Origin of the sequence: Melaminivora jejuensis, assembly GCF_017811175.1 — a bacterium.
Taxonomy (GTDB): Bacteria; Pseudomonadota; Gammaproteobacteria; order Burkholderiales; family Burkholderiaceae_C; genus Melaminivora; species Melaminivora jejuensis.
Genome location: NZ_JACWIJ010000002.1, coordinates 771,931 through 794,704 on the forward strand (window position 1 = coordinate 771,931; position 22,774 = coordinate 794,704).

The 22,774-nt window shown below is 66.5% G+C and carries 21 protein-coding genes, 2 tRNA genes and 1 pseudogene; 18 read left to right on the forward strand and 6 right to left on the reverse strand.

From position 1 onward, the window contains the following. Positions 1-7 precede the first annotated feature (7 nt). Positions 8-1,360, reverse strand: a complete 1,353-nt coding sequence (locus IDM45_RS03870; RefSeq protein ID WP_209421722.1) for a hypothetical protein — start codon at positions 1,358-1,360, stop codon at positions 8-10. Between the two features lie 203 nt (positions 1,361-1,563). Between IDM45_RS03870 and IDM45_RS03875 the strand changes: the two genes are divergently transcribed. Then, positions 1,564-4,077 carry a YgiQ family radical SAM protein gene (locus tag IDM45_RS03875; protein WP_209421723.1) on the forward strand — a complete coding sequence of 838 codons (2,514 nt, stop codon included), beginning with the start codon at positions 1,564-1,566 and terminating at the stop codon, positions 4,075-4,077. Between the two features lie 69 nt (positions 4,078-4,146). Here the strand turns inward: IDM45_RS03875 and IDM45_RS03880 are convergent, their stop codons facing one another. Both IDM45_RS03880 and IDM45_RS03885 read right to left on the reverse strand, forming a co-directional pair. Continuing rightward, on the reverse strand, positions 4,147-4,560 hold the full coding sequence (locus IDM45_RS03880) for a hypothetical protein (RefSeq protein ID WP_209421724.1): 414 nt from the start codon (positions 4,558-4,560) through the stop codon (positions 4,147-4,149). Positions 4,561-4,856: 296 nt separating this feature from the next. Further along, complete coding sequence (locus IDM45_RS03885) at positions 4,857-6,053, reverse strand: amino acid aminotransferase (RefSeq protein ID WP_209421725.1); 1,197 nt, start codon at positions 6,051-6,053, stop codon at positions 4,857-4,859. A 118-nt stretch (positions 6,054-6,171) separates the two neighbouring features. On the opposite strand from IDM45_RS03885, the gene uvrB reads away from it, so the two are divergent. The 11 genes from uvrB (at position 6,172) to IDM45_RS03940 (ending at position 15,210) form a co-directional block, all read left to right on the forward strand. Beyond that, the gene (gene uvrB / locus IDM45_RS03890; protein ID WP_209421726.1) at positions 6,172-8,259 is read left to right on the forward strand and encodes an excinuclease ABC subunit UvrB; all 2,088 of its coding nucleotides are present in this window, start codon (positions 6,172-6,174) and stop codon (positions 8,257-8,259) included. Between the two features lie 239 nt (positions 8,260-8,498). Next, on the forward strand, positions 8,499-9,035 hold the full coding sequence (gene iscR, locus IDM45_RS03895; RefSeq protein ID WP_209421727.1) for a Fe-S cluster assembly transcriptional regulator IscR: 537 nt from the start codon (positions 8,499-8,501) through the stop codon (positions 9,033-9,035). Between the two features lie 119 nt (positions 9,036-9,154). Further along, a complete protein-coding gene (locus tag IDM45_RS03900; protein WP_209421728.1) occupies positions 9,155-10,375 on the forward strand; it encodes an IscS subfamily cysteine desulfurase in 1,221 nt (406 codons plus the stop codon). 36 nt (positions 10,376-10,411) lie between these two features. Continuing rightward, on the forward strand, positions 10,412-10,816 hold the full coding sequence (gene iscU, locus IDM45_RS03905) for a Fe-S cluster assembly scaffold IscU (RefSeq protein ID WP_209421729.1): 405 nt from the start codon (positions 10,412-10,414) through the stop codon (positions 10,814-10,816). A 30-nt stretch (positions 10,817-10,846) separates the two neighbouring features. After that, positions 10,847-11,170: an iron-sulfur cluster assembly protein IscA gene (gene iscA / locus IDM45_RS03910; protein WP_209421730.1), complete on the forward strand. Its 324-nt coding sequence runs from the start codon at positions 10,847-10,849 to the stop codon at positions 11,168-11,170. Positions 11,171-11,353: 183 nt separating this feature from the next. Next, positions 11,354-11,878: a Fe-S protein assembly co-chaperone HscB gene (hscB, locus tag IDM45_RS03915; protein WP_209423988.1), complete on the forward strand. Its 525-nt coding sequence runs from the start codon at positions 11,354-11,356 to the stop codon at positions 11,876-11,878. Positions 11,879-11,934: 56 nt separating this feature from the next. After that, positions 11,935-13,806 (forward strand): Fe-S protein assembly chaperone HscA, encoded by a 1,872-nt coding sequence (gene hscA, locus IDM45_RS03920; protein ID WP_209421731.1) that lies wholly within the window; start codon positions 11,935-11,937, stop codon positions 13,804-13,806. A 68-nt stretch (positions 13,807-13,874) separates the two neighbouring features. Beyond that, complete coding sequence (gene fdx / locus IDM45_RS03925) at positions 13,875-14,213, forward strand: ISC system 2Fe-2S type ferredoxin (protein WP_209421732.1); 339 nt, start codon at positions 13,875-13,877, stop codon at positions 14,211-14,213. Positions 14,214-14,235: 22 nt separating this feature from the next. Further along, positions 14,236-14,952 (forward strand): DNA polymerase III subunit epsilon, encoded by a 717-nt coding sequence (gene dnaQ / locus IDM45_RS03930; protein WP_209421733.1) that lies wholly within the window; start codon positions 14,236-14,238, stop codon positions 14,950-14,952. A gap of 70 nt (positions 14,953-15,022) precedes the next feature. After that, a tRNA-Val gene (locus IDM45_RS03935) sits at positions 15,023-15,097 on the forward strand. Positions 15,098-15,135: 38 nt separating this feature from the next. Then, positions 15,136-15,210 (forward strand) — tRNA-Val (locus tag IDM45_RS03940). A gap of 176 nt (positions 15,211-15,386) precedes the next feature. Here IDM45_RS03940 and smpB read toward each other — a convergent pair. After that, complete coding sequence (gene smpB, locus IDM45_RS03945) at positions 15,387-15,860, reverse strand: SsrA-binding protein SmpB (RefSeq protein WP_209421734.1); 474 nt, start codon at positions 15,858-15,860, stop codon at positions 15,387-15,389. A gap of 107 nt (positions 15,861-15,967) precedes the next feature. Here smpB and IDM45_RS03950 point away from each other — a divergent pair, with 107 nt between their 5' ends. Together IDM45_RS03950 and IDM45_RS03955 are read left to right on the forward strand one after the other, a co-directional pair. Further along, entirely contained in the window at positions 15,968-16,408 is a 441-nt protein-coding gene (locus tag IDM45_RS03950) for a type II toxin-antitoxin system RatA family toxin (protein WP_209421735.1), read from the forward strand. Beyond that, positions 16,401-16,721: pseudogene (locus IDM45_RS03955) on the forward strand (RnfH family protein); the annotation flags it as partial. The gene IDM45_RS03950 and the pseudogene IDM45_RS03955, both read left to right, overlap by 8 nt. Before the next feature lie 44 nt (positions 16,722-16,765). Here the strand turns inward: IDM45_RS03955 and IDM45_RS03960 are convergent. Then, a complete protein-coding gene (locus IDM45_RS03960; protein WP_209421736.1) occupies positions 16,766-17,287 on the reverse strand; it encodes a DUF4124 domain-containing protein in 522 nt (173 codons plus the stop codon). Between the two features lie 83 nt (positions 17,288-17,370). On the opposite strand from IDM45_RS03960, the gene guaB reads away from it, so the two are divergent. The 3 genes from guaB (at position 17,371) to guaA (ending at position 21,313) form a co-directional block, all read left to right on the forward strand. Next, entirely contained in the window at positions 17,371-18,846 is a 1,476-nt protein-coding gene (gene guaB, locus IDM45_RS03965; RefSeq protein WP_209421737.1) for an IMP dehydrogenase, read from the forward strand. Positions 18,847-18,892: 46 nt separating this feature from the next. After that, complete coding sequence (locus tag IDM45_RS03970) at positions 18,893-19,354, forward strand: DIP1984 family protein (protein WP_209421738.1); 462 nt, start codon at positions 18,893-18,895, stop codon at positions 19,352-19,354. 342 nt (positions 19,355-19,696) lie between these two features. Further along, positions 19,697-21,313: a glutamine-hydrolyzing GMP synthase gene (guaA, locus tag IDM45_RS03975; protein ID WP_209421739.1), complete on the forward strand. Its 1,617-nt coding sequence runs from the start codon at positions 19,697-19,699 to the stop codon at positions 21,311-21,313. A 159-nt stretch (positions 21,314-21,472) separates the two neighbouring features. Here the strand turns inward: guaA and IDM45_RS03980 are convergent. After that, positions 21,473-22,337 (reverse strand): IS5 family transposase gene (locus IDM45_RS03980; RefSeq protein WP_209421554.1). Its coding sequence is split into 2 segments (ribosomal slippage): positions 21,473-21,920 and positions 21,919-22,337, totalling 867 coding nucleotides; the frame shifts between segments, so codons are not numbered across the junction. Positions 22,338-22,572: 235 nt separating this feature from the next. Between IDM45_RS03980 and mads1 the strand changes: the two genes are divergently transcribed. Continuing rightward, positions 22,573-22,773, forward strand: coding sequence for a methylation-associated defense system helix-turn-helix domain-containing protein MAD1 (gene mads1 / locus IDM45_RS03985; RefSeq protein ID WP_010378957.1), 201 nt, complete (start codon positions 22,573-22,575; stop codon positions 22,771-22,773). Position 22,774: the final 1 nt, after the last annotated feature.

Below are 22,774 nucleotides of genomic sequence, written 5' to 3' on the forward strand. Positions count from 1 at the left end.
CGGACTGTCAGCGCGCCGCCAAGATGGCACGCACCAGGTTGCGGCTGTGCGCGCCGAAGTGGCGCATCAGGCGGGCGATGCTGGCGTCCAGCGCCGCTTGGGTCTGGGGCTTTTGCCGCTCCACCTCGGCCATGACGTCGATGTCGCCGCCCTCGGCGCCGAAGTCGAAGCCCGGATCATCGACATAAGCCGATGGCACCGAGGCCAGCAGCTGCGCCGTCACCGCCTCGCCCAGGCCATAGGACTGGCGCGCCACGGTGTCGCGCAGCGCCGTTGCCGTCCAAGCGCCCTGGGCGGTGTCGGTGCCGGTGTCGGCCAGGGCGCGTTCGAGCGCATTGCCGCGTGGGGCGCTGGCATCTACCGGATTCAGCTGGCTGGCGTAGCGCTCCAGCACGAAATGCCGGTTGGACAGCAGCACCACCATGTCGTCGCGCGCCTGCGGCATACCCAGCAGGGCGCGCAGCTGGATGCCGATCATCCGCGCCGTGCCAAAGCCCGGCGCCAGGCGGGCGTGGTAGGGCTGGGTCATGTCCTGCACGTAGTGCATGGCCAGGCCGGCAAAGCGCCAGCCCCAGTAGGGGTGGCCGCTTTGGAAAGCCAGCTCGGACAGGCCCTGGTACTGGTGCAGGCGCAGCAGCGGATAGGTGCGCCGCAGAAAGCCGGCGGCTGCGTAGAGGATGGGCGACTCGTCGTAAAAACCCATGTGGAACGGCGCCTGCGTCGAGAAATCCAGTTTCGGATTGCCAAAGGGCAGCTTGCCCAGGCCGAACTGCTGGCCCCAGGGGCCTGGGCTGTCCTCCCATAGGTTGACATCCATGCCGTAGTCGGGCTCGTCGCTGGCCGAGGCCAGCACGGCCAGCGCCGCCAGCAGCTGGCCCGGCTGCACGCGCACGAAGCGGTGCGCCTCGCCGTCCTTGTCGCGGTGGGGCAGGGCGCTGACCTGCTCGTGCGGCATGGCCTCGCCGGGTGGTGGCGTGCCGTGCGGGTCGGGCTGCACGTACAGCGCCAGGCGGCTGTCGGGCGAGACGCGCAGCGCCTTCAAAAAGGCCTGGCGCAGCGCCTTGGGGGCGCTGGGCAGGTGGTCGGCGTCCAGGCGCAGCGCCGGCGGCAGCGGCGGGTAGTGGGCGATGTGCTCGCGCGCCCAGGCTTCCTGCGCCTGCAGCAATCGGGCAATGGCCGGGCCTTGTGCTGCCAGGAAGGCCTCCAGTGGCTCGGCCCGCACGGGCGCGGCGTCCCGCACTTCGGGCAGCACCTCCAGCGCCCGGTAGCTGCTCAGGGCGTGGTTGCTCCAGGCCTGGGCCGGCAGGTGCAGGCTGCACAGCGCCAGTGCCGCGAGGGAAAGAAAATGCTTGAGCGTCATGGCCGCAGGGGGGTCGGGCTGAAAACCGGCTATTGGAGCAGACACCAGCGCTTGTATCGATGCAGGGCCAGTGCCAGGCCGCTGGCGGCCTGCAGCCCGGCCCGCCTTGTCCCTGCAGGAGCGGAGCTCGGGCATGGCCGATAAACTTGCCGCCCCCTGTTGCTGTTATGCGGCCGTGCCTTGCGCACGCCGCTGCCCTTGCCATGAGTGCCCTGGCCGACGTCTCGTTCTTCCCGCGTGCAGCCAAGCCGCTGACCAGCTGGCGGCCCTATTGGGCCAGGCGCTTTGGCACTGCCCCCTACCTGCCCATGAGCCGCGCCGAGATGGAGCAGCTCGGCTGGGACAGCTGCGACGTAGTGCTGGTCACGGGCGATGCCTACGTCGATCACCCGAGTTTTGGCATGGCAGTAATCGGCCGGGTGCTGGAGGCGCAAGGTTTTCGCGTCGGCATCATTGCCCAGCCCGACTGGCAAAGCGCCGAACCCTTCAAGGCGCTGGGTAAGCCCAATCTGTTCTGGGGCGTGACGGCGGGCAACATGGATTCCATGATCAACCGCTACACGGCGGATCGAAAAATCCGCAGCGACGATGCCTACACGCCCGGCGACGTGGGTGGCCGCCGGCCCGATCGCGCCGCCATCGTCTACAGCCAGCGCTGCCGCGAGGCGTTCAAGGATGTGCCCATCGTGCTGGGCGGCATCGAAGGATCCTTGCGCCGCATCGCCCACTACGACTACTGGAGCGACAAGGTGCGCCGCTCCATGGTGGTGGACGCCAAGTGCGACCTGCTCTTGTACGGCAACGCCGAGCGCGCCCTGGTCGAAGTCGCGCACCGCCTGGCACGGCGCGAGGTCATCGAGAGCATCACCGACGTGCGCGGCACGGCCTTCGTGCGCCGCAGCGCCCCCGAGGGCTGGTTCGAGATCGACTCGACCAGCGTCGATGAGCCAGGCACTGTGGAGCCGCCGGTCAACCCCTACATGACCACCGCCGAGCAGGCGGCAGCGCGCGGGCAGGCTTGCTCGAAGGATGAGAATGCTACTGGAAACATAGCTGTAGGCGCTGGCCAGTCAAGGGCTGAAGGCCAAAAACCTTCCGAATCCGTGCTGCAGTTCGTGCCCAACCCGAACCTGCCCAGCCAGCGCAGAAAGGGCGCCCAGCCGCCGCGCGAGCGCACCGTGATCCGCCTGCCCAGCTTCGAGCAGGTCAGGAGCGACCCGGTGCTGTACGCCCACGCCAACCGCGTGCTGCACCTGGAGACCAACCCCGGCAATGCCCGCGCCCTGGTGCAGGCGCATGGCGAGGGCGGCACGGCGCGCGACGTCTGGCTGAACCCGCCGCCCATTCCGCTCACCACGGCGGAGATGGACTGGGTCTTCGGCCTGCCCTATGCGCGCAACCCGCACCCGAGCTATGCGGACGAGCACGGCGGCTTCGAGGGCGCGACCAAGATCCCGGCCTGGGAGATGATCCGCGCCTCCATCAACATCATGCGTGGCTGCTTTGGCGGCTGCACCTTCTGCTCCATCACCGAGCACGAGGGCCGCATCATCCAGAGCCGCTCGGAAGACTCCATCATTGCCGAGGTCGAGGACATCCGCGACAAGGTCAAAGGTTTCACCGGGACGATTTCCGACCTGGGCGGCCCTACGGCCAACATGTACCGCCTGGGCTGCAAAAGCCCCGAGGTCGAGGCCGCGTGCAGAAAGCCCAGCTGCGTCTTCCCCGGCATCTGCCAGAACCTGCACACCGACCACGGCCCGCTGATCAACATCTACCGCCGCGCGCGCAGCCTGCCGGGCATCAAGAAAATATTGATCGGCTCGGGCCTGCGCTACGACCTGGCCGTGCAGTCGCCCGAGTACGTGCGCGAGCTGGTGCAGCACCACGTGGGCGGGTATTTGAAGATCGCCCCCGAGCACACCGAGGCCGGGCCGCTGTCCAAGATGATGAAGCCGGGCATCGGCAACTACGACCGCTTCAAGCAGCTGTTCGAGAAATTCAGCGAGGAAGCGGGCAAGAAGCAATTTTTGATTCCGTACTTCATTGCCGCACACCCGGGCACGACCGACGAGGACATGCTGCAACTGGCCATCTGGTTGAAGAAGAACGGCTTTCGCGCCGACCAGGTGCAGGCCTTCTACCCCAGCCCCATGGCCACGGCCACGGCCATGTACCACTCCGGGCGCAACACGCTCACGCGCGTGCGCCGGCAGATGCGTGACGAGGCCGAGGAGAGCGTGGACATCGTGCGCGGCGAGCGCCGGCGGCGGCTGCACAAGGCGTTCCTGCGCTGGCACGACCCGAACAACTGGCCGCTGCTGCGCGAGGCGCTCAGGAACATGGGCCGCGCCGACCTGATCGGCAATGGCAAGCATCACCTGATCCCGACCTTCCAGCCGGCCACCGACGGCAGCTACCAGTCGGCGCGGCGCAAGAACAGCACGGTCAGCACGGCAAGCGCGCCCGCTGCCCCGGCAGCTCCAGTAGGCAAGGGTGCGGGCATGGGAGGGCGCGGTGCGGTGGGGGCCAGGGGAGGCACGGCGCGCGGCCAGCCTGTGCAGCCCCGGCAGGGCCAGCTGTTGACGCAGCACACCGGGCTGCCGCCGCGCTCGGGCGCAGGCAGCAAGTCCAGGGGGCGGGCCGGCAGCCCGGGTGGCGCAGGCAGTCCGGGCGCTTCTGGCCAGTCTGCGCGGGCTGCAGCGCGACGCGGCTGAGGCTGTGCGCCGAACGCACGCGCACAAAGCGTTCAGCGCACAACGTTCAGCGCCCGTGTGGCCGCACGCTCAGCCCTGCTGCTGCGGTATCAGGTCTTCGATGATCAGCCGCCGGTAATAGAACGCTGCCAGGGCGGCCAGCCGCTGCAGCACTGCACGCAGGCTTTCGGGCGAATCCTCGCTGCGGGCGGCAAACATCAGCGCATGGGCGCCGCCGCTGGCCAGCTCGGCAATGCGGCGCACGATAACGCCCTCGGCACCCACCGAGGGCAGCGGGTCGTCGGCATTGCCCAGCGTGCGCACCACGTGCTGCATGATGGCTTCGGGCGGGGCGAAGGCCACATCGTCGTGCCCCTGGGCCTGCAGCGCCTGGGCGGCGGCGCGCGCTGCGTCCTCGCTGGCGAACAGGGCGAATACGTAGCCGGTGGGATAGAACGTCCCCGAGGCGGAGGTCATCTCGGGCGTGAGGGCGAAAGGCGTCATGGCGGGTTTCTCCGAAGGTGCGTTGTGGCGGCTATGGCTATTGGACTTCGATAGCCCCCGCAGGCGTTGTCAGGGCCGAGGGCGGCGGCTTGTCGGATGGGGCCGTCAAAGCCTGTTTCCTGAATGAAAAATTGGATGAAAACCGCCTCAAACCATTGCCAGTCAAGCGCTGACAGCTACAGAAAAAGTAGTCCACGACTTGCCGTACAACGCCTCCGCGCTGCAGACCGGGCAAGAAAAAACCGCCCGGAGGCGGTTGCTGGGCAGGCGGCGGCAGGCTGTGCCGGCCAGCGCCATCACATGACCTGGGCGATCGAGGCGCACACGTAGTCGATGTTCCTGCTGTTGAGCGCCGCCACGCACATGCGCCCCGTGTCCGTGCCATAGACGCCGAACTCATTCCTCAGGCGCACCATCTGATCCTTGCTCAGGCCCGAGTAGCTGAACATGCCGATCTGCTCGGTGATGAAGGACATGTCCTGTTGCACGCCGGCGGCTTTCAGGCCATCGACCAGCTTGTGGCGCATGTCCTTGATGCGCACGCGCATCTCGCCCAGCTCCTTTTCCCACAGCGCGCGCAGCTCGGGGTCGTTGAGCACGGCGGCCACCACTGCGCCGCCGTGCGTAGGCGGGTTGGAGTAGTTGGTGCGGATCACGATCTTGAGCTGCGACAGCACGCGCGCCGCCTCGTCCTGGCTGCTGGCCACCACCGACAGCGCGCCCACGCGCTCGCCGTACAGCGAAAAGCTCTTGGAGAAAGACGTGGACACGAAGATGTTCAGCCCGGCGGCGACGAACTTGCCGATCACGGCGCCGTCTTCGCGGATGCCGTGGCCAAAGCCCTGGTAGGCCATGTCCAGGAAGGCCACCAGGCCGGATTCCTTGACCACGGCGATGACCTGATCCCACTGCGCGGGCGTCAGGTCGTAGCCGGTGGGGTTGTGGCAGCAGGCGTGCAGCACGGCAATGGTGCCGGGCGCGGCGGCGCGCAGGTCGGCCAGCAGGCCGTCGAAGTTGACCGAGCGCGTGGCCGCGTCGTAGTAGCGGTAGGTGCCGACCTCGAAGCCGGCGTTGGTGAAGATGGCGCGGTGGTTCTCCCAGCTGGGGTCGGAGATCAGCACGCGGGCATGGGGGTTGATCTTCTTCAGGAAGTCCGCGCCCAGCTTCAGCCCGCCCGTGCCGCCGATGGCCTGCACCGTGGCTACGCGGCCAGACTGGATCACGTCGGAGTTGGCGCCGAACACCAGGGCCTTGACGGCGTTGTCATACGCCGCGATGCCGTCGATGGGCAGGTAGCCGCGTGCGGCGGGCTTGTCCATCATGGCTTTTTCGGCAGCCTGCACGCAGGCCAGCAGCGGCAGCTTGCCGTTGTCGTCGAAATAGACGCCCACGCCCAGGTTGACTTTCTTCGGGTTCGGATCGGCGTTGAATTGTTCGTTCAGGCCCAGGATGGGGTCGCGCGGGGCCATTTCGACGGCGGAAAACAGAGACATGAAAAGTCCTAGGATGGGGTGGAAATCACGGCCTGTAGCCCCAGCTATCCTGGGCTTCAAGCCAACCCACGATTTTAGGGGCGCTGCATCTGCGGCGCAGCCCGCCACCACTGCCACCATGCACGAAGTCAAGACCGAGCCAGCCAGCGCAGGCGGCCAGTTCGTCGAGTTCCCCGGCTCGCCATTCCAGCTCTTCCAGCCCTACGCGCCCGCCGGCGACCAGCCACAGGCCATAGCGCGCCTGGTCGAGGGCGTGCGCGACGGCGAATCCTTCCAGACCCTGCTGGGCGTGACCGGCTCGGGCAAGACCTTCACCATGGCCAACGTGATTGCCCGCCTGGGCCGCCCGGCCATCGTGTTTGCGCCCAACAAGACGCTGGCCGCGCAGCTGTACAGCGAATTCCGCGAGTTCTTCCCGAAGAACGCCGTGGAGTATTTCGTCAGCTACTACGACTACTACCAGCCCGAGGCCTATGTGCCGCAGCGCGACCTGTTCATCGAAAAGGACAGCGCTATCAACGAGCACATCGAGCAGATGCGATTGAGCTGCACCAAGAGCATCCTGGAGCGGCGCGACGTGGTCATCGTCGCCACCGTGTCGGCGATCTACGGCATCGGCGAGCCCGAGAGCTACCACCGCATGATCATGACGCTGCGCACCGGCGACCGCCTGGGCCAGCGCGACGTGATTGCCCAGCTGATCCGGATGCAGTACCAGAGGAACGACCAGGACTTCAGCCGGGGCAAGTTCCGCGTGCGCGGCGACACCATCGATGTCTTCCCGGCCGAGCACTCGGAGCTTGCGATCCGCATCGAGCTGTTCGACGACGAAGTGGACAGCCTGCAGCTGTTCGACCCGCTCACCGGGCGGGTGCAGCAGAAGATCCCGCGCTTCACGGTCTATCCGAGCAGCCACTACGTCACGCCGCGCGACAAGGTGCTGTCGGCTGTCGAGACCATCAAGGCCGAGCTGGCCGAGCGCCTGGCGTGGTTCGAGCGCGAGGGCAAGCTGGTCGAAGCCCAACGCCTGGAGCAGCGCACACGCTTCGACCTGGAGATGCTCAGCGAAGTGGGTCACTGCAAGGGCATCGAGAACTACACGCGCCACCTGTCGGGCGCGCCGGTCGGCGCGCCGCCCAGCACGCTCACCGACTATCTGCCCAAGGACGCCATCATGTTCCTGGACGAGAGTCACCAGATGATCGGCCAGCTCTCGGCCATGTACAACGGCGACCGCTCGCGCAAGACCACGCTGGTCGAGTTCGGCTTTCGCCTGCCGTCGGCGCTGGACAACCGGCCACTGAAGTTCGAGGAGTTCGAGCGCCGGATGCGTCAGGCCATCTTCGTCTCGGCCACGCCGGCGGAATATGAAAAGCAGCATTCCGGCCAGATCGTCGATCAGGTGGTGCGCCCGACCGGCCTGGTCGATCCCGAAGTCGAGGTGCGCCCGGCAGCGCACCAGGTGGATGATGTGCTCGATGAAATCCGCCTGCGCGTGGAGAAGAGCGAGCGCGTGCTCATCACCACGCTGACCAAGCGCATGGCCGAGCAGCTGACCGATTACCTTGCCGACAACGGCGTCAAGGTGCGCTATCTGCACTCGGACATCGACACCGTAGAGCGCGTGGAGATCATCCGCGACCTGCGCCTGGGGGCGTTTGACGTGCTGGTGGGCATCAACTTGCTGCGCGAGGGCCTGGACATTCCAGAGGTGTCGCTGGTGGCTATCCTGGATGCCGACAAGGAAGGTTTTCTGCGCGCCGAGCGCAGCCTGATCCAGACCATAGGCCGGGCGGCGCGCAACATGAATGGCAAGGCCATTTTGTATGCCGACCGCATTACCGAATCCATGAAGAAGGCCATCGACGAAACCGAGCGCCGTCGCGCCAGGCAGATTGCGCACAACCTGGAGATGGGCATCACGCCGCGCAGCATCGTCAAGCAGGTGCGCGACCTGATCGATGGCGTGTACAGCGAAAAGGCCGGACAGGAGGCGCACCGGCTGGAGCAGGCCGCGGCGCGCCAGGCGGAGCTCGACGAGATGAGCGAAAAGGACGCCGCGCGCGAGATCAAGCGGCTGGAAAAGCTCATGCTGGAGCACGCGCGCAATTTGGAGTTCGAGCAGGCGGCGCGGGTGCGCGACCAGCTGGCGCGGCTCAAGGACAGGGTCTTCGGCGCCCACGGCCCGGATCACGCGGTGGCGTGAGCAACCCGATCGGCAGGAATCCGGGCACGGAACGTGCTTGAAAATAACCCGAGTGTCCGACAAAATTACTCGGACTTTGTGCTATAATCGCACCACAAACCCAAGACAAAACCCCACGAAAGCAACAGGGACTCGGCGCCAGCAGCGCCGCGCTCCGGGCGGGGACGGTGCCGGCAGGCAGGCAACAGGGCCTTGCCGGCGTTCCACAACGATCCAGCCTGCATTGGAAGGAGCTTGCCATGCGTCTCACCACCAAAGGCCGCTTTGCGGTCACCGCCATGATCGATCTGGCCCTGCGCCAGCACAATGGCCCTGTCACGCTGGCAGCGATCAGCCAGCGCCAGCAGATCTCGCTATCTTACCTGGAGCAGCTTTTTGGCAAGCTGCGCCGCCACGAGCTGGTCGAATCCACGCGCGGCCCCGGCGGCGGCTACACCCTGGCGCGCAAGGCCGCCGATATCACAGTGGCCGACATCATCGTATCGGTGGATGAGCCTATTGACGCCACGCAATGCGGCGGCAAGGAAAACTGCCTGGGCGAAGCGGGCCGCTGCATGACGCACGACCTGTGGGCCGCGCTGAACCAGCGCATGGTCGAATTCCTGGACTCGGTAACGCTGCAAAAGCTGGTGGACGAGCAACTCGCCAAGGGCATCCAGATCGAGGACAAGCCGGCCACGCGCCGCGCCATCTCGACCACGCCGGTGGTCAAGCCCATCCGCGTGAACGCACCCAATTCGGTCTTCGCACTGGGCAACGCCTTCGCCAAGTCCTGATCCGCCGTTCGCCGTTCGCCAGCCACCCCGCCAAGGCCGCCCGCCAGCCTGTCCGGGCGCCACCGATCCGCTCCCCGCAACCCCACGCCAGCCAGCGCAGCAGCACTACCCAGCCAGCCATGGACATGACCCCGCACTTTCCCATCTACCTCGACTACGGCGCGACGACCCCGGTCGATCCGCGCGTCGTGGACGCGATGATCCCCTGGTTGCGCGAGCACTTCGGCAACCCGGCCTCGCGCAGCCATGCCTGGGGCTGGGAGGCTGAGGAGGCCGTCGAGAAAGCCCGCGCCCAGGTGGCCGAGCTGATCGGCGCCGACCCGCGCGAGATCGTCTGGACCAGCGGCGCCACCGAGTCCAACAACCTCGCCATTAAGGGCGCGGCGCAGTTCTACAAGGGCAAGGGCAAGCACCTGATCACAGTCAAGACCGAGCACAAGGCGGTGCTGGACGTGATGCGCGAGTTGGAGCGCCAGGGCTTCGAGGTCACCTACCTGGACGTGCAGGACAACGGCCTGCTGGACTTGGACGCCTTCAGGGCCGCCATCCGCCCGGACACCATCCTGGCCAGCGTCATGTACGTGAACAACGAGATCGGCGTGATCCAGGACATCCCGGCGATTGGCGCCATCTGCCGGGAAAGGGGCGTGCTGCTGCACGTCGATGCCGCGCAGGCCACCGGCAAGATAGCGATCGACATGAAACATCTTCCCGTCGATCTGATGAGCCTGGCCTCGCACAAGACCTATGGCCCCAAGGGCATAGGCGCGCTGTACGTGCGCAGAAAGCCCCGCGTGCGCCTGGAGGCGCAGATGCACGGCGGCGGCCACGAGCGCGGGATGCGCTCGGGTACCTTGCCCACGCACCAGATCGTCGGCATGGGCGAGGCCTTTCGCATCGCCCGCGAGGAAATGGCCCAGGACGGCGCGCGCGTGCGCGCCCTGCAGCAGCGCCTGCTGGACGGTCTCAAGGACATCGAGCAGGTCTTCATCAACGGCGACCTGGAACGCCGCGTGCCGCACAACCTGAACATGAGCTTCAACTACGTCGAGGGCGAGTCGCTGATCATGGGCATCAAGGGCTTGGCGGTGTCCAGCGGCTCGGCCTGCACTTCGGCAAGTCTTGAACCCAGCTATGTGCTGCGCGCCCTGGGCCGCAGCGACGAGCTGGCGCACTCGTCGCTGCGCATGACCATCGGCCGCTTCACGACCGAGGAAGAAATCGACTACGCCGTGCAGACCATCCGCGACAACGTGGCGCGGCTGCGCGAACTCTCGCCGCTGTGGGAGATGTATCAGGACGGCATCGACCTGAGCACCATCCAGTGGGCCGCCCACTGACTGCCGCACAGCACCACCGAAAAGGAGAACTCAACCATGGCTTACTCTGACAAGGTCGTTGACCACTACGAAAACCCGCGCAACGTCGGCTCCTTCGACAAGGGCGACGACACGGTGGGCACCGGCATGGTCGGCGCGCCGGCCTGCGGCGACGTGATGCGCCTGCAGATCAAGGTCAATCCCGATACCGGCGTGATCGAGGACGCGCGCTTCAAGACCTATGGCTGCGGCTCGGCCATCGCCTCGTCGTCGCTGGTCACCGAGTGGGTCAAGGGCAAGACGCTGGACGAGGCCGCGCAGCTCAAGAACAGCGCCATCGCCGAGGAGCTGGCCCTGCCGCCCGTGAAGATCCACTGCTCCATCCTGGCCGAGGACGCCATCAAGGCGGCGGTCAAGGACTACAAGGCCAAGCACGGCGCCGCTGCCGAAGCGCTGGCCTGAGCGGCAACCCCGACGACAGGAGCGCCGCCCATGGCCATCACGCTGACCGAAGCCGCCGCCCGGCACGTCAACCGCTACCTGGCCCGCAGGGGCAAGGGCGTGGGCGTGCGCCTGGGCATCAAGACCACTGGCTGCTCGGGCCTGGCCTACCAGCTGGAATACGTGGACGAGCAGGATCCGGCAGACGTCGTATTCGAGGAGCACGGCGTTCGGCTCATGATCGACCCCAAGAGCCTGGCCTACATCGACGGCACTGAACTGGACTTCGTGCGCGAGGGCCTGAACGAAGGCTTCAGGTTCAACAACCCCAACGAGCGCGACCGCTGCGGCTGCGGCGAGAGCTTCCGCGTCTGATCGCCTACAGCCGCCCGCCCGCCCGTGCAAACCGCCACCGCGCCGCGCGCTGGCGGTTTTTTCATGCGGCACAGTCTGATGAAAATGATAGCTGGCAGCGCTTGTCTGGCAAGACTTTGACTGTCAAAACACCTTGAAACCTAATACAGGCAAGCGCTGACAGCTCACTTTTTTGACATGAACCTGAATCTGCAATCCGACGACTTCGAACTCTTTGGCCTGCCGCGCCGCTTTGCCCAGGATGCGGCGCAACTGCACGAGCGCTGGCAGGACTTGCAGCGCCAGGCACACCCGGATCGCTTCGCCAGCCAGGGCGCAGCCGCGCAGCGCGTGGCCATGCAGTGGTCGGTGCGCATCAACGAGGCCTGGCAGCGGCTGAAAGACCCTCTCAGGCGCGCCGCCTATCTGTGCGAGCTGCACGGCACGCCCGTCCGCGCCGAGGACAACACCGCCATGCCGGCGCAGTTTCTGCTGCAGCAGATGCAGTGGCGCGAGGCGCTGGATGAGGCGCTGGACGCTGCCGACGGCACCGCCGCCCTGGACGAGCTGCACGACGAGGTGCAGCGCGCGCGCCGCGAGGCCATCGGGCGGCTGGAGCAACTGATCGACCAGCAGCAGGACTGGCCGGCGGCGGTGGCCGAAGTCAGAGCCCTGATGTTCATTGCGCGATTCGCGCGCGACATCGAGCAGCGCCAAGGCCTGCTGTGACAATTGCTGGCTGCCCCGACCCCTGAACCACAAGACATCCACCACCCGACACACCCATGGCGCTTTTGCAGATATCCGAACCCGGCCAGTCCCCCGACCCGCACCAGCGGCGCATCGCCATCGGCATCGACCTGGGCACCACGCATTCGCTGGTCGCCGCCGTGCGCAGCGGCACTGCCGAATGCCTGCCCGACGAGCAGGGCCGGGTGCTGCTGCCCTCGGTGGTGCGCTACCTGGCCGGCGGCGGGCGCCAGATCGGCCATGCGGCGCAGCAGGCTCAGCGCAGCGATGCGGCCAACACCATCGCCTCGGCCAAGCGCTTCATGGGCCGCGCGCTGGCCGACATCGCCGGGCATGAGCAGCTGCCCTACAGCTTCGCGCCGGGCGCGCTGGGCGGCGGCATGTTGCGCCTGCAGACCGCTGGTGGCGTGAAGTCGCCCGTCGAAGTCAGCGCGGAAATCCTGGCCACGCTGCGCCAGCGTGCCGAGGACAGCTTCGATGCCGACATCCACGGCGCCGTCATCACCGTGCCGGCCTATTTCGACGACGCCCAGCGCCAGGCCACCAAGGACGCGGCGCAGCTCGCCGGCCTGCACTTGCTGCGCCTGATCAACGAGCCCACGGCAGCCGCCATCGCTTATGGCCTGGACAACGCAGCCGAGGGCGTCTATGCCGTCTATGACCTGGGCGGCGGCACCTTCGACATCTCCATCCTGCGCCTGACGCGGGGTGTGTTCGAGGTCATCGCCACCGGCGGCGACTCGGCCCTGGGCGGCGACGACTACGACGCCGCGCTGGCCGCCTGGGCGCTGGCGCAACTGGGCTTGGCAGCCGACAGCGCGCAGGACAAGGCCGCCGTGCGCCTGGCCGCGCGTGCCTGCAAGGAGGCGCTGACTGCCAGCGAGACTGCAGCATTCAGCGCAGTCCTGGCGGGTGTTGAAGCCCGATTGGACGTGACGCGCGCGCAGTTTGCCGGTGCCACCGAGGCGCTGACCCGACGCTCGCTGGCCGCCGTACGCCAGGCGCTGCGCGACGCGCAGATCAGCCGCGACGAGGTGCAGGGCGTGGTGCTGGTCGGCGGCTCGACGCGGATGCCGCAGATCCGCCAGGCGGTGGGCGATTTCTTTGGTCGCGAGCCGCTCACCAACCTGAACCCCGACGAGGTCGTCGCCCTGGGCGCGGCCATCCAGGCCAACCAGCTGGCCGGCAACAACGCTGCGGGCGACCTGCTGCTGCTGGACGTCATCCCGCTGTCGCTGGGCCTGGAGACCATGGGTGGCCTGGTCGAGCGCATCGTGGCGCGCAACGAAACCATCCCCACCGCTCGCGCGCAGGACTTCACGACCTACCAGGACGGCCAGACGGCGCTGGCCATCCACGTCGTGCAGGGTGAGCGCGACCTGGTGCAGGATTGCCGCAGCCTGGCGCGCTTCGAGCTGCGCGGCATTCCGCCCATGGCGGCGGGCGCGGCGCGCATCCGCGTCACCTTCACCGTCGATGCCGATGGCCTGCTCAGTGTCAGCGCGCGCGAGCAGGGCAGCGGCGTGGTGGCCAGCATCGACGTCAAGCCCTCCTATGGCCTGTCGGATGAGGAGATCGCGCGCATGTTGCAGGACGGCTTTGCCACCGCCCAGCAGGACATGCAGGCGCGCGCGCTTGCCGAGGCGCGCGTCGATGCCGAGCGCCTCCTGATCGCCACGCGCAGCGCGCTGCAGGCCGATGGCGATGTGCTGGCGACGAGCGAGCGCGCCACCATCGACACGCTGATGCAGCAACTGCAGGACACGCTGGCGCGCGCCAATGCCGCAGCAGCCGAGGTGGAGGCCGCCACCAGCGCGCTGGCCCACGGCACGGAGAGTTTTGCCGCCCAGCGCATGAATCGCGGCATCCGCCAGGCGCTGGCCGGGCGCAGCGTGGACGCGCTCTGAAGCCGCCCGCCAAGCTATCCGCCAGGTTGCCCCAGACCCGCCAAGATCAAGAAAGAACACGCCCCCACATGCCCGTCATCAAAATCCTGCCCCACCCGCAATACGCGCCGCAGGGCGCCGAAATCAACGCCCCCGTCGGCACCTCGATCTGCGAGGCGCTGCTGGAAAACGGCATCAACATCGAGCACGCCTGCGACATGAGCTGCGCCTGCACGACCTGCCATGTCATCGTGCGGTGCGGCTACGACTCGCTCAATGAGGCCGAGGAGGAGGAGGAAGACCTGCTCGACCGTGCCTGGGGCCTGGAGCCGCAGTCGCGCCTGTCGTGCCAGGCCATCCTGGCGCAGCAGGATGTGACGGTGGAAATTCCCAAATACACCATCAACCACGCACGCGAGAACCATTGATGAGCAACAGGAGGCACCGGGCATGAGCCGCCAGATCGTTCTGGACACGGAAACCACCGGCCTGTCGGCTGCCGCCGGCGACCGCGTGATCGAGCTGGGCTGCGTTGAGCTGGTGAACCGCAAGCTCACGCGCAACAACCTGCATCTGTACTTCAATCCGGATCGCGACAGCCACCCGGATGCGCTGCGCGTACACGGCATCACCAGTGAATTCCTGCGCGACAAGCCGCGCTTTCACGAGTGCGCGCAGCAGGTGCTGGAGTATTTGCGCGGCGCCGAGCTGATCATCCACAACGCCAGTTTCGACGTCGGTTTCCTGGACAAGGAGCTGGAGCTGGCCGGCCTGGCGCCGCTGGCCACGCACGTCGGCGCCATCACCGACACCCTGGCCATGGCCAAGGAGCTGTACCCGGGCAAGCGCAACTCGCTCGACGGCCTGTGTGACCGCCTGGGTGTGGACAACACGGGGCGCACCCTGCACGGCGCGCTGCTGGACGCCGAACTGCTGGCCGACGTCTATATCAACATGACGCGCGGGCAGGACGCGCTGCTGGTGGCGGACGATGTGTCCACTGGCAGCGACGGCCTGAGCGCCGCCGCCGTGGATCTGTGCCGGCTGGTGCTGCCGGTGCTGGCGCCCACAGCCGAGGAGCTGGCCGCGCATGAGGACGTGCTGGCGCAGCTGGACAAATCCAGCGGCGGCAAGACCGTCTGGCGCACGGCACAGCTGGCGGCATGAAATGTCGGGTGAGGTAAATTTCCGCCTTGAATCTGTGCCATAATCGCGGGCTTGTCGCACTACACGACGCGGGTGATTAGCTCAGTGGTAGAGCACTGCCTTCACACGGCAGGGGTCGCAGGTTCAAACCCTGCATCACCCACCAGGCACAGCACGGAAAACCCGCTCAGGCGTTTTCCGTCCGGGTCGTTAACTCAGCGGTAGAGTGCCACCTTCACACGGTGGAAGCCAGTGGTTCGATCCCACTACGACCCACCAGATGCCCCATCCCCGCAGTGCGCGGCATCCTGGAAATCCCACAAAAACCTCAGCCAATCGTCTTGCTTTCCTGCTGCCGCCTTGGCGCAAGTGCTGGCCCGTCCGTGCGCACACAGGTGCCCGGGTTCCGCCAGCCCGCCCCATGAAAGGCAGCGGGCCGGCAGCACCCTCGATGTTCAGCGGTGCCGGCTCTTCATGGCCCGCTCGACCTCGCGCTTGCCCTCGCGCTCCTTGATGGTGTCGCGCTTGTCGTGCTCGGCCTTGCCCTTGGCCAGGGCGATCTCGCACTTGGCGCGGCCTTCCTTCCAGTACAGCTTGAGCGGCACCAGCGTGTAGCCCTTTTGCTCGACCTTGCCGATCAGGCGGCGAATCTCGTCCTTGTGCAGCAGCAGCTTCTTGATGCGCGCAGCATCCGGGCTGACGTGGGTCGATGCGGTCTTGAGCGGGTTGATCTGGCAGCCGATCAGAAACAGCTCGCCGTCCTTGATGATCACATAGCCATCGGTCAATTGCGCCTTGCCGCCGCGCAGCGCCTTGACCTCCCAGCCATGCAGCACCATGCCGGCCTCGTGGCGCTCCTCGAAGAAGTAGTTGAAGGCTGCCTTCTTGTTTTCGGCGATGCGGGGATTGGGGTCGGGTTTCTTGGCCATGCTGTCGTAGTTGAGGCGCAGGCCGGAAGAATCAAACCTCTTCCCTACAATGCCTGTCGTTTCGCGCCGTCGATTCTAGGGGGCGTGTCCATGCACACTGCCTGCTCATGAAAACCGTCAACAAGTCCGTCCTCATCTGGTACAGCCCCGAGGAGATGTTTGCCCTGGTCACCGACGTCGCGCGCTATCCGCAGTTCCTGCCCTGGTGCGACCATGCCCGCGTGCTGCAGGAAGACGCCAGCGGCATGACTGCCGAGGTCGGCATAGCGCTGGGTGGCATCAAGAAATCCTTTGTCACGCGCAACACGCATGAGGCTGGCCGGCGCGTGCAGCTGGAGCTGGTCGAGGGGCCGTTCTCGCAGCTCGAGGGCGACTGGCAATTTCATCCAGTGGGCGATGGCACGCAGCGCGCCTGCAAGGTCGAGCTGACGCTGCGCTATGGCTTTGCCAGCCGCGCCCTGGCGGCACTGGTCGGCCCGGTGTTCGACCGCATCGCCGCCTCCCTGGTCGATGCCTTCATCAAGCGTGCCGAGCAGGTCTATGGCTGAGCAGCCTGCCGGGTTGCAGGTGACAGTGTGCATATCCCCGGCGCCTGGGCAGGTGCGCGAGTGGCAATTGCAGTTGCCGCCCGGTGCCACCGTGGCCGATGCCCTGCACGCTGCCGGCCTGGATGCGGCAGCGTGGCCGCAATTGGCATTCGGCATCTGGGGCCGCAGCGCTACCCTGGGCCAGACCCTGCACGACGGTGACCGGGTGGAGGGCTGCCGCGCCTTGACCGTTGACCCCAAGGAGGCGCGGCGCCAGCGCTTTGCCAGCCAGGGCGCGCGCTCTGCCGGCCTGTTTGCCCGGCGTCGGCCCGGGCCAAGCCAGGCTATTGAGGCGTTGCGGGCGGGGGCAGGCGGTGTTCAGCAGTTCTGCCGGATGGCGTCCTGCGCCCGGCGCAGCTCGGTGGCGCGGGTGGCATCGTCCATCAGCACGCGCTCGCCGCTGGCATTGACGTGCGCCAGGGTGGCGCCCGAGTTCAGGGTGGCGAGCAACTGCCGGGCGCGCGCACAGTTGTCGGCGCGCAGCTGCGCTTGGGCATGGGCCTGCGCAGCTTCCTCGGCCTGGCGGCGGGCGGCCTCGGCGGCTTCCAGCCTGGCCTTTTCCTTTTCCAGCGCAGGGTCGCGGCCAGAGGGCGCGGGCGGCTGCGGCGCGGCGGCTGCTGGTGGCGCTCCATCCGTGCCCGCTTCAGCGGCTGCCGGCGCCGATGCGGCGGGGCGCGGCTGCGGCGGCTGCTTGAGGATGTTGTGCTCGGGCACCTCCTGTGGCGGTGGACGGTCGCTGAACACCTTGCGTCCGCTTTGATCGATCCACTGCCACTGCGCGGCAGCGCCGAGAGACCACAGGCAGGCCAGGGCCAGCAGGAAAAGCGATTTGCGTTGCATAGGCCGGGCAGTGTAGTGCCCCCGGCGCTGGCTCCGGCGCCGTGTCGCACGGCGGGTACAATCGATTTTTTGGAGCTTTTCACATGCGCCTACTCGGAAAAGCGCTCACCTTCGACGATGTGTTGCTGGTGCCGGCGTACTCCCAAGTCCTCCCGAAGGACACCTCTCTTGCCACGCGCTTCACGCGCAACATCCAGCTCAATCTGCCGCTGGTGTCCGCTGCCATGGACACGGTGACCGAAGCGCGTCTGGCCATTGCCATCGCGCAAGAGGGCGGCATCGGCGTCATCCACAAGAACATGACCGCCGAGCAGCAGGCGGCGGAAGTCGCCAAGGTCAAGCGCCACGAGTCCGGCGTGGTACACGACCCGGTGGTCATCACCCCCGAGCACACCGTGCTGCAGGTGCTGGAGCTGTCGGAAAACCTGGGCATCTCGGGCTTTCCGGTGTGCGACGGCGGCAAGGTGGTGGGCATCGTGACCAGCCGCGACGTGCGCTTCGAGACGCGCTACGACGTCAAGGTGCGCGAGATCATGACGCCGCGCGAGCGACTGATCACCGTCAACGAAAAGGACGGCACCACGCCCGCCGAAGCCAAGGCGCTGCTCAACCGCCACAAGCTCGAACGCCTGCTGGTGGTCAACGACGCCTTTGAGTTGAAGGGCCTGATCACCGTCAAGGACATCAACAAGCAGACCAGCTTTCCCAACGCCGCGCGCGACAGCGCCGGCAGCCTGCGCGTGGCCGCAGCCGTGGGCGTCGGCCCGGGCACCGAGGAGCGCGTGGAGCTGCTGGTCAAGGCCGGCGTGGATGCGCTGGTGGTGGACACCGCGCACGGCCACTCCAAGGGCGTGATCGAGCGCGTGCGCTGGGTCAAGCAGCACTATCCGCAGGTCGAGGTCATCGGCGGCAACATCGCCACCGGCGCCGCCGCGCTGGCGCTGGTCGAGGCCGGCGCGGATGCGGTCAAGGTCGGCATCGGCCCCGGCTCGATCTGCACCACGCGCATCGTCGCCGGCGTGGGCGTGCCGCAGATCATGGCCATCGACAGCGTGGCCACGGCGCTCAAGGGCACGGGCGTGCCCCTGATTGCCGACGGCGGCATCCGCTTCTCGGGCGACATCGCCAAGGCGATTGCTGCCGGCGCCTCGACCATCATGATGGGCGGCATGTTTGCCGGCACCGAGGAAGCGCCCGGCGAGGTCATCCTGTATCAGGGCCGCAGCTACAAGAGCTACCGCGGCATGGGCTCGATTGGCGCCATGCAGCAGGGCAGCGCCGACCGCTATTTCCAGGAGGCCACCACCGGCAACCCCAATGCCGACAAGCTGGTGCCCGAAGGCATCGAGGGCCGCGTGCCCTACAAGGGCAGCATGGTCAGCATCGTGTTCCAGATGGCCGGCGGTGTGCGCGCCGCCATGGGCTATTGCGGCTGCGCGACGATTGCCGAGATGAACGAGCGCGCCGAGTTCGTCGAAATCACCGCCGCCGGCATCCGCGAGTCGCACGTCCACGATGTGCAGATCGTCAAGGAAGCGCCCAACTACCGCGCCGACTGACCTGGCGCGCGCCGCGCCAGCCACGTCTCCAAGGAGCCTTCCATCCATGCAACTTGCCGAAGCCCTGCTGATCCGCGCCGATCAGAACAAGAAGATCCTGTCGCTGCGTGCGCGCATCGCACACAACGCGCTGGCCCAGGAGGGCGATGCGCCGCAGGAGGACGTGGCCGCGCTGCTGGCCGAGTGCTTTGCCGTGATTGAGCAGCAGCGCCTGCTGGTGCAGCGCATCAACGCCGCCAACGCCAGCGCCCGCCTGCCCGATGGCCGACCGCTGGCCCAGGTGCTGGGCGAGCGCGAGGCCCTGGCCCAGCGTCACGCCGTGCTGACCCAGGCCGTGGAGGCCACGCGCCAGGACACCGACCGCTACTCCATGCGTGAAATCAAATGGGTGCCCCAGCTGGACGTGCCCGCCACGCAGCGCCAGATTGAAGACCTGGCGCGGCAGTTGCGCGAACTCAACATCCGCCTGCAGGAGGCTAACTGGCAGGTTACCCTGCCGGAGGTCTGAAACGGCGCCAGCAGACAGGCCTGGGACACGGCGATTTGCTATGTTTTCAATAGCTATCAGCGCTTGACCTGTAAGGATTTCAGGCCGATTTCATATAAAAATCAGTCATTTTCTGTTTTCTGGAGCACACCGGGCGAGCACAAAGACCCCGGCTGGCCGCCAGGGGGTCGAACAATGCTGGCGGCCTGGCAGGCGCAAAGGGCAGCGCCACCCCGTTACCCATCAGCCCCATACCCCTGACCCGGTACCCCTGATCCGTCACCCCTCACTACCATGTGCTGACGGTGTGCTCCACCCCTATTGAACCGAATCGCCCTGCGGGGCGCATTTTTTCCGCCTCCCATGCAGCACGACAAGATCCTCATCCTCGACTTCGGCTCCCAGCTCACCCAGCTCATCGCCCGGCGCGTGCGCGAGGCGCAGGTTTATTGCGAAGTCCACCCCTGCGATGTCAGCAGCGACTGGGTGCGCGAGTTTGCCGCCGACGGGCGCCTCAAGGGCATCATCCTGTCGGGCAGCCACGCCAGCGTCTATGAGGTCGATGACCGCGCGCCGGACGCCGTGTTCGAGCTCGGCCTGCCGGTGCTGGGCATCTGCTACGGCATGCAGACCATGGCCATGCAGCTGGGCGGCAAGGTCGAAGGCAGCGCAAGCCGCGAGTTCGGCTACGCCGAGGTGCGCGCGCACGGCCACACGCCGCTGCTCGATGGCATCCAGGACTTCGCCACGCCCGAAGGCCACGGAATGCTGAAAGTCTGGATGAGCCACGGCGACAAGGTCACCGAGCTGCCGCCGGGCTTCAAGCTGATGGCCTCAACTGCGTCCTGCCCCATCGCCGGCATGGCGGATGAAGCGCGCCGCTACTACGCCGTGCAGTTCCATCCCGAGGTTACGCACACGCCGCAGGGCGCGGCGCTGCTGGCGCGCTTCGTGCTGCAGATCTGCGGCGCGCGGGCCGATTGGGTCATGGGCCACTACGTCGATGAGGCGGTGGCGCGCATCCGCGAGCAGGTCGGTGACGAGGAGGTGCTGCTGGGCCTGTCCGGCGGCGTGGATTCCAGCGTCGCCGCCGCGCTGATCCACCGCGCCATCGGCGACCGGCTGACCTGCGTCTTCGTCGATCACGGCCTGCTGCGCCTGCACGAGGGCGACATGGTCATGGACATGATCGCCGGCAAGCTGCACGCGCGCGTCATCCGCGTCGATGCCAGCGAGCTGTTCCTGGGCCGACTGGCGGGCGTGAGCGAGCCTGAGCAAAAGCGCAAGACCATCGGCAACCTGTTCGTCGATGTCTTCAAGGCCGAGGCGGCCAAGCTCAAGGAGGCGGGCAACGGCCACCGCGGCGTCACCTTCTTGGCGCAGGGCACCATCTACCCGGACGTGATCGAGTCCGGCGGCGGCAAGGGCAAGAAGGCCCAGACCATCAAGAGCCACCACAACGTCGGCGGCTTGCCCGAGCAGCTGGGCCTGAAGCTGCTGGAGCCGCTGCGCGACCTGTTCAAGGACGAGGTGCGCGAACTCGGCCTGGCCCTGGGCCTGCCGCGCGAGATGGTTTATCGCCACCCCTTCCCCGGCCCGGGCCTGGGCGTGCGCATCCTGGGCGAGGTCAAGCGCGAATACGCCGACTTGCTGCGCCGCGCCGACGCCATCTTCATCGAGGAGCTGCGCGCCACCATCGACCCGGCCACCGGCAAGAGCTGGTACGAACTGACCAGCCAGGCCTTCACCGTGTTCCTGCCGGTCAAGAGCGTGGGCGTCATGGGCGATGGCCGCACTTATGACTACGTGGTGGCGCTGCGCGCCGTGCAGACCACAGATTTCATGAGCGCCGACTGGGCCGAGCTGCCCTACGCCCTGCTCAAGCGCGTGTCCAGCCGCATCATCAACGAGGTGCGCGGCATCAACCGCGTGACCTATGACGTGAGCAGCAAGCCGCCGGCGACTATCGAGTGGGAGTGAATTTACGTCCTTCGAGGACTATCGCCAGCAATCGAAAAAATGACATAACGTGTTGATTTAGAAAGAAATACGTCACGGCAGCTATCGGTGGCTATCGCCGGCCAGCAGAACAGGTTGGCGGTAGAACTGACGGTACGAATCGGGGACCGGATTAAGGATTTATCCGTAAATAATATTAACGGGCAGGTGGATTTTCCGCAGCGCGATGATGGCGGCGGCGAGATGGTTGAGTGCGAGGAACGTGTGCTCCAGCTTCTCGTAGCGCACCAGTAATTTCCTGAACCGGTTGAACCAGCCATGGCAAGCCTGCACAACCCAACGGCGCGCTTTTTTCTTCGGATCACGCTTTTTGTGCTCTGCCTCGCTTTTGCGGCCCACCACATGCGGGATATAGCCGTGGGCCACAATGATCTTCATGGCGTTCTTGCCCCGGTAGCCCGCATCAGCACATAGGTGCTTGCTGCGCCGCTGCTTGGGCGTGGGGCGTTTGACCATGCAGCAAGACAACACGGCCTCAAGTTGCGTCACGTCGTGCGCGTTCGCCCCGGTCACGACGAGCGACAACGGGACGCCACGCCCGTCCACCAGCAGGTGACGCTTGCTGCCTTTTTTTTCCCCGATCCGTCGGGTTGCGCCCTACAGCTTGCTGCGCCAAGGGCGCCTTGAACATGGCGCCGTCGATGCTCTGCCAGCGCCAGGCGATGCCTTCACAGTCGTCGTATTCGGCCAGCCCTGCCTTCCACAGGTTCTCGAAGAACCCGGCCTTGGACCACAGCATGAACTTGTGATGGATCGCGCTGGCGCTGCCAAAGCGTTCAGCCGGCAGCGCCTTCCACTGGCAGCCTGTGCGCAGCACATACATGATGGCCTCGAACACCAGCCGTGGCGGTTTTGCGGGGCGGCCCGCCCCGGCTGCGCGTTCGTAGTGCTTGCCTGGATCGCGCACTGGCTGTGGCACCAGCGGCTCTACCAGTTTCCAGAACTCGTCCGTTACCTCCCACGAATTGGCATGCGCCTTGGCCATTTATCGCTCCTTCGTCGCATCACGGGCGACTCGGGAGAATTTTAATTTACGGACAAATCCTAAAGCACATGACCTTGCCATCGAACTGGTGCCACGAGCGTGCCGCAACGCATGGCGCCTGCCGAATCTATGGCTTTGCGCACATGAGATTCGAGGTTCATTTGGGTGGCTTGGATGGTAAATTTGGCCAAACTTTGGAAAACTTCGCCGTGCGACACCAAGCGAGCCACCTGACATGAACCAACCCGATAGCGAAATTCTCACGCTGGACGAAGTGGCGGTCTATCTCAAGGCAGGGAAGAAGACCGTGTACCGGTTGGCCCAGCAGGGGGAGATACCGGGGTTCAAGCTGGGCGGCACCTGGCGGTTTCGTCGCAGCGAGTTGGATCGCTGGATTGCCGCACAGATAGCCGAGAAAACGCAGGACAAGACATGAG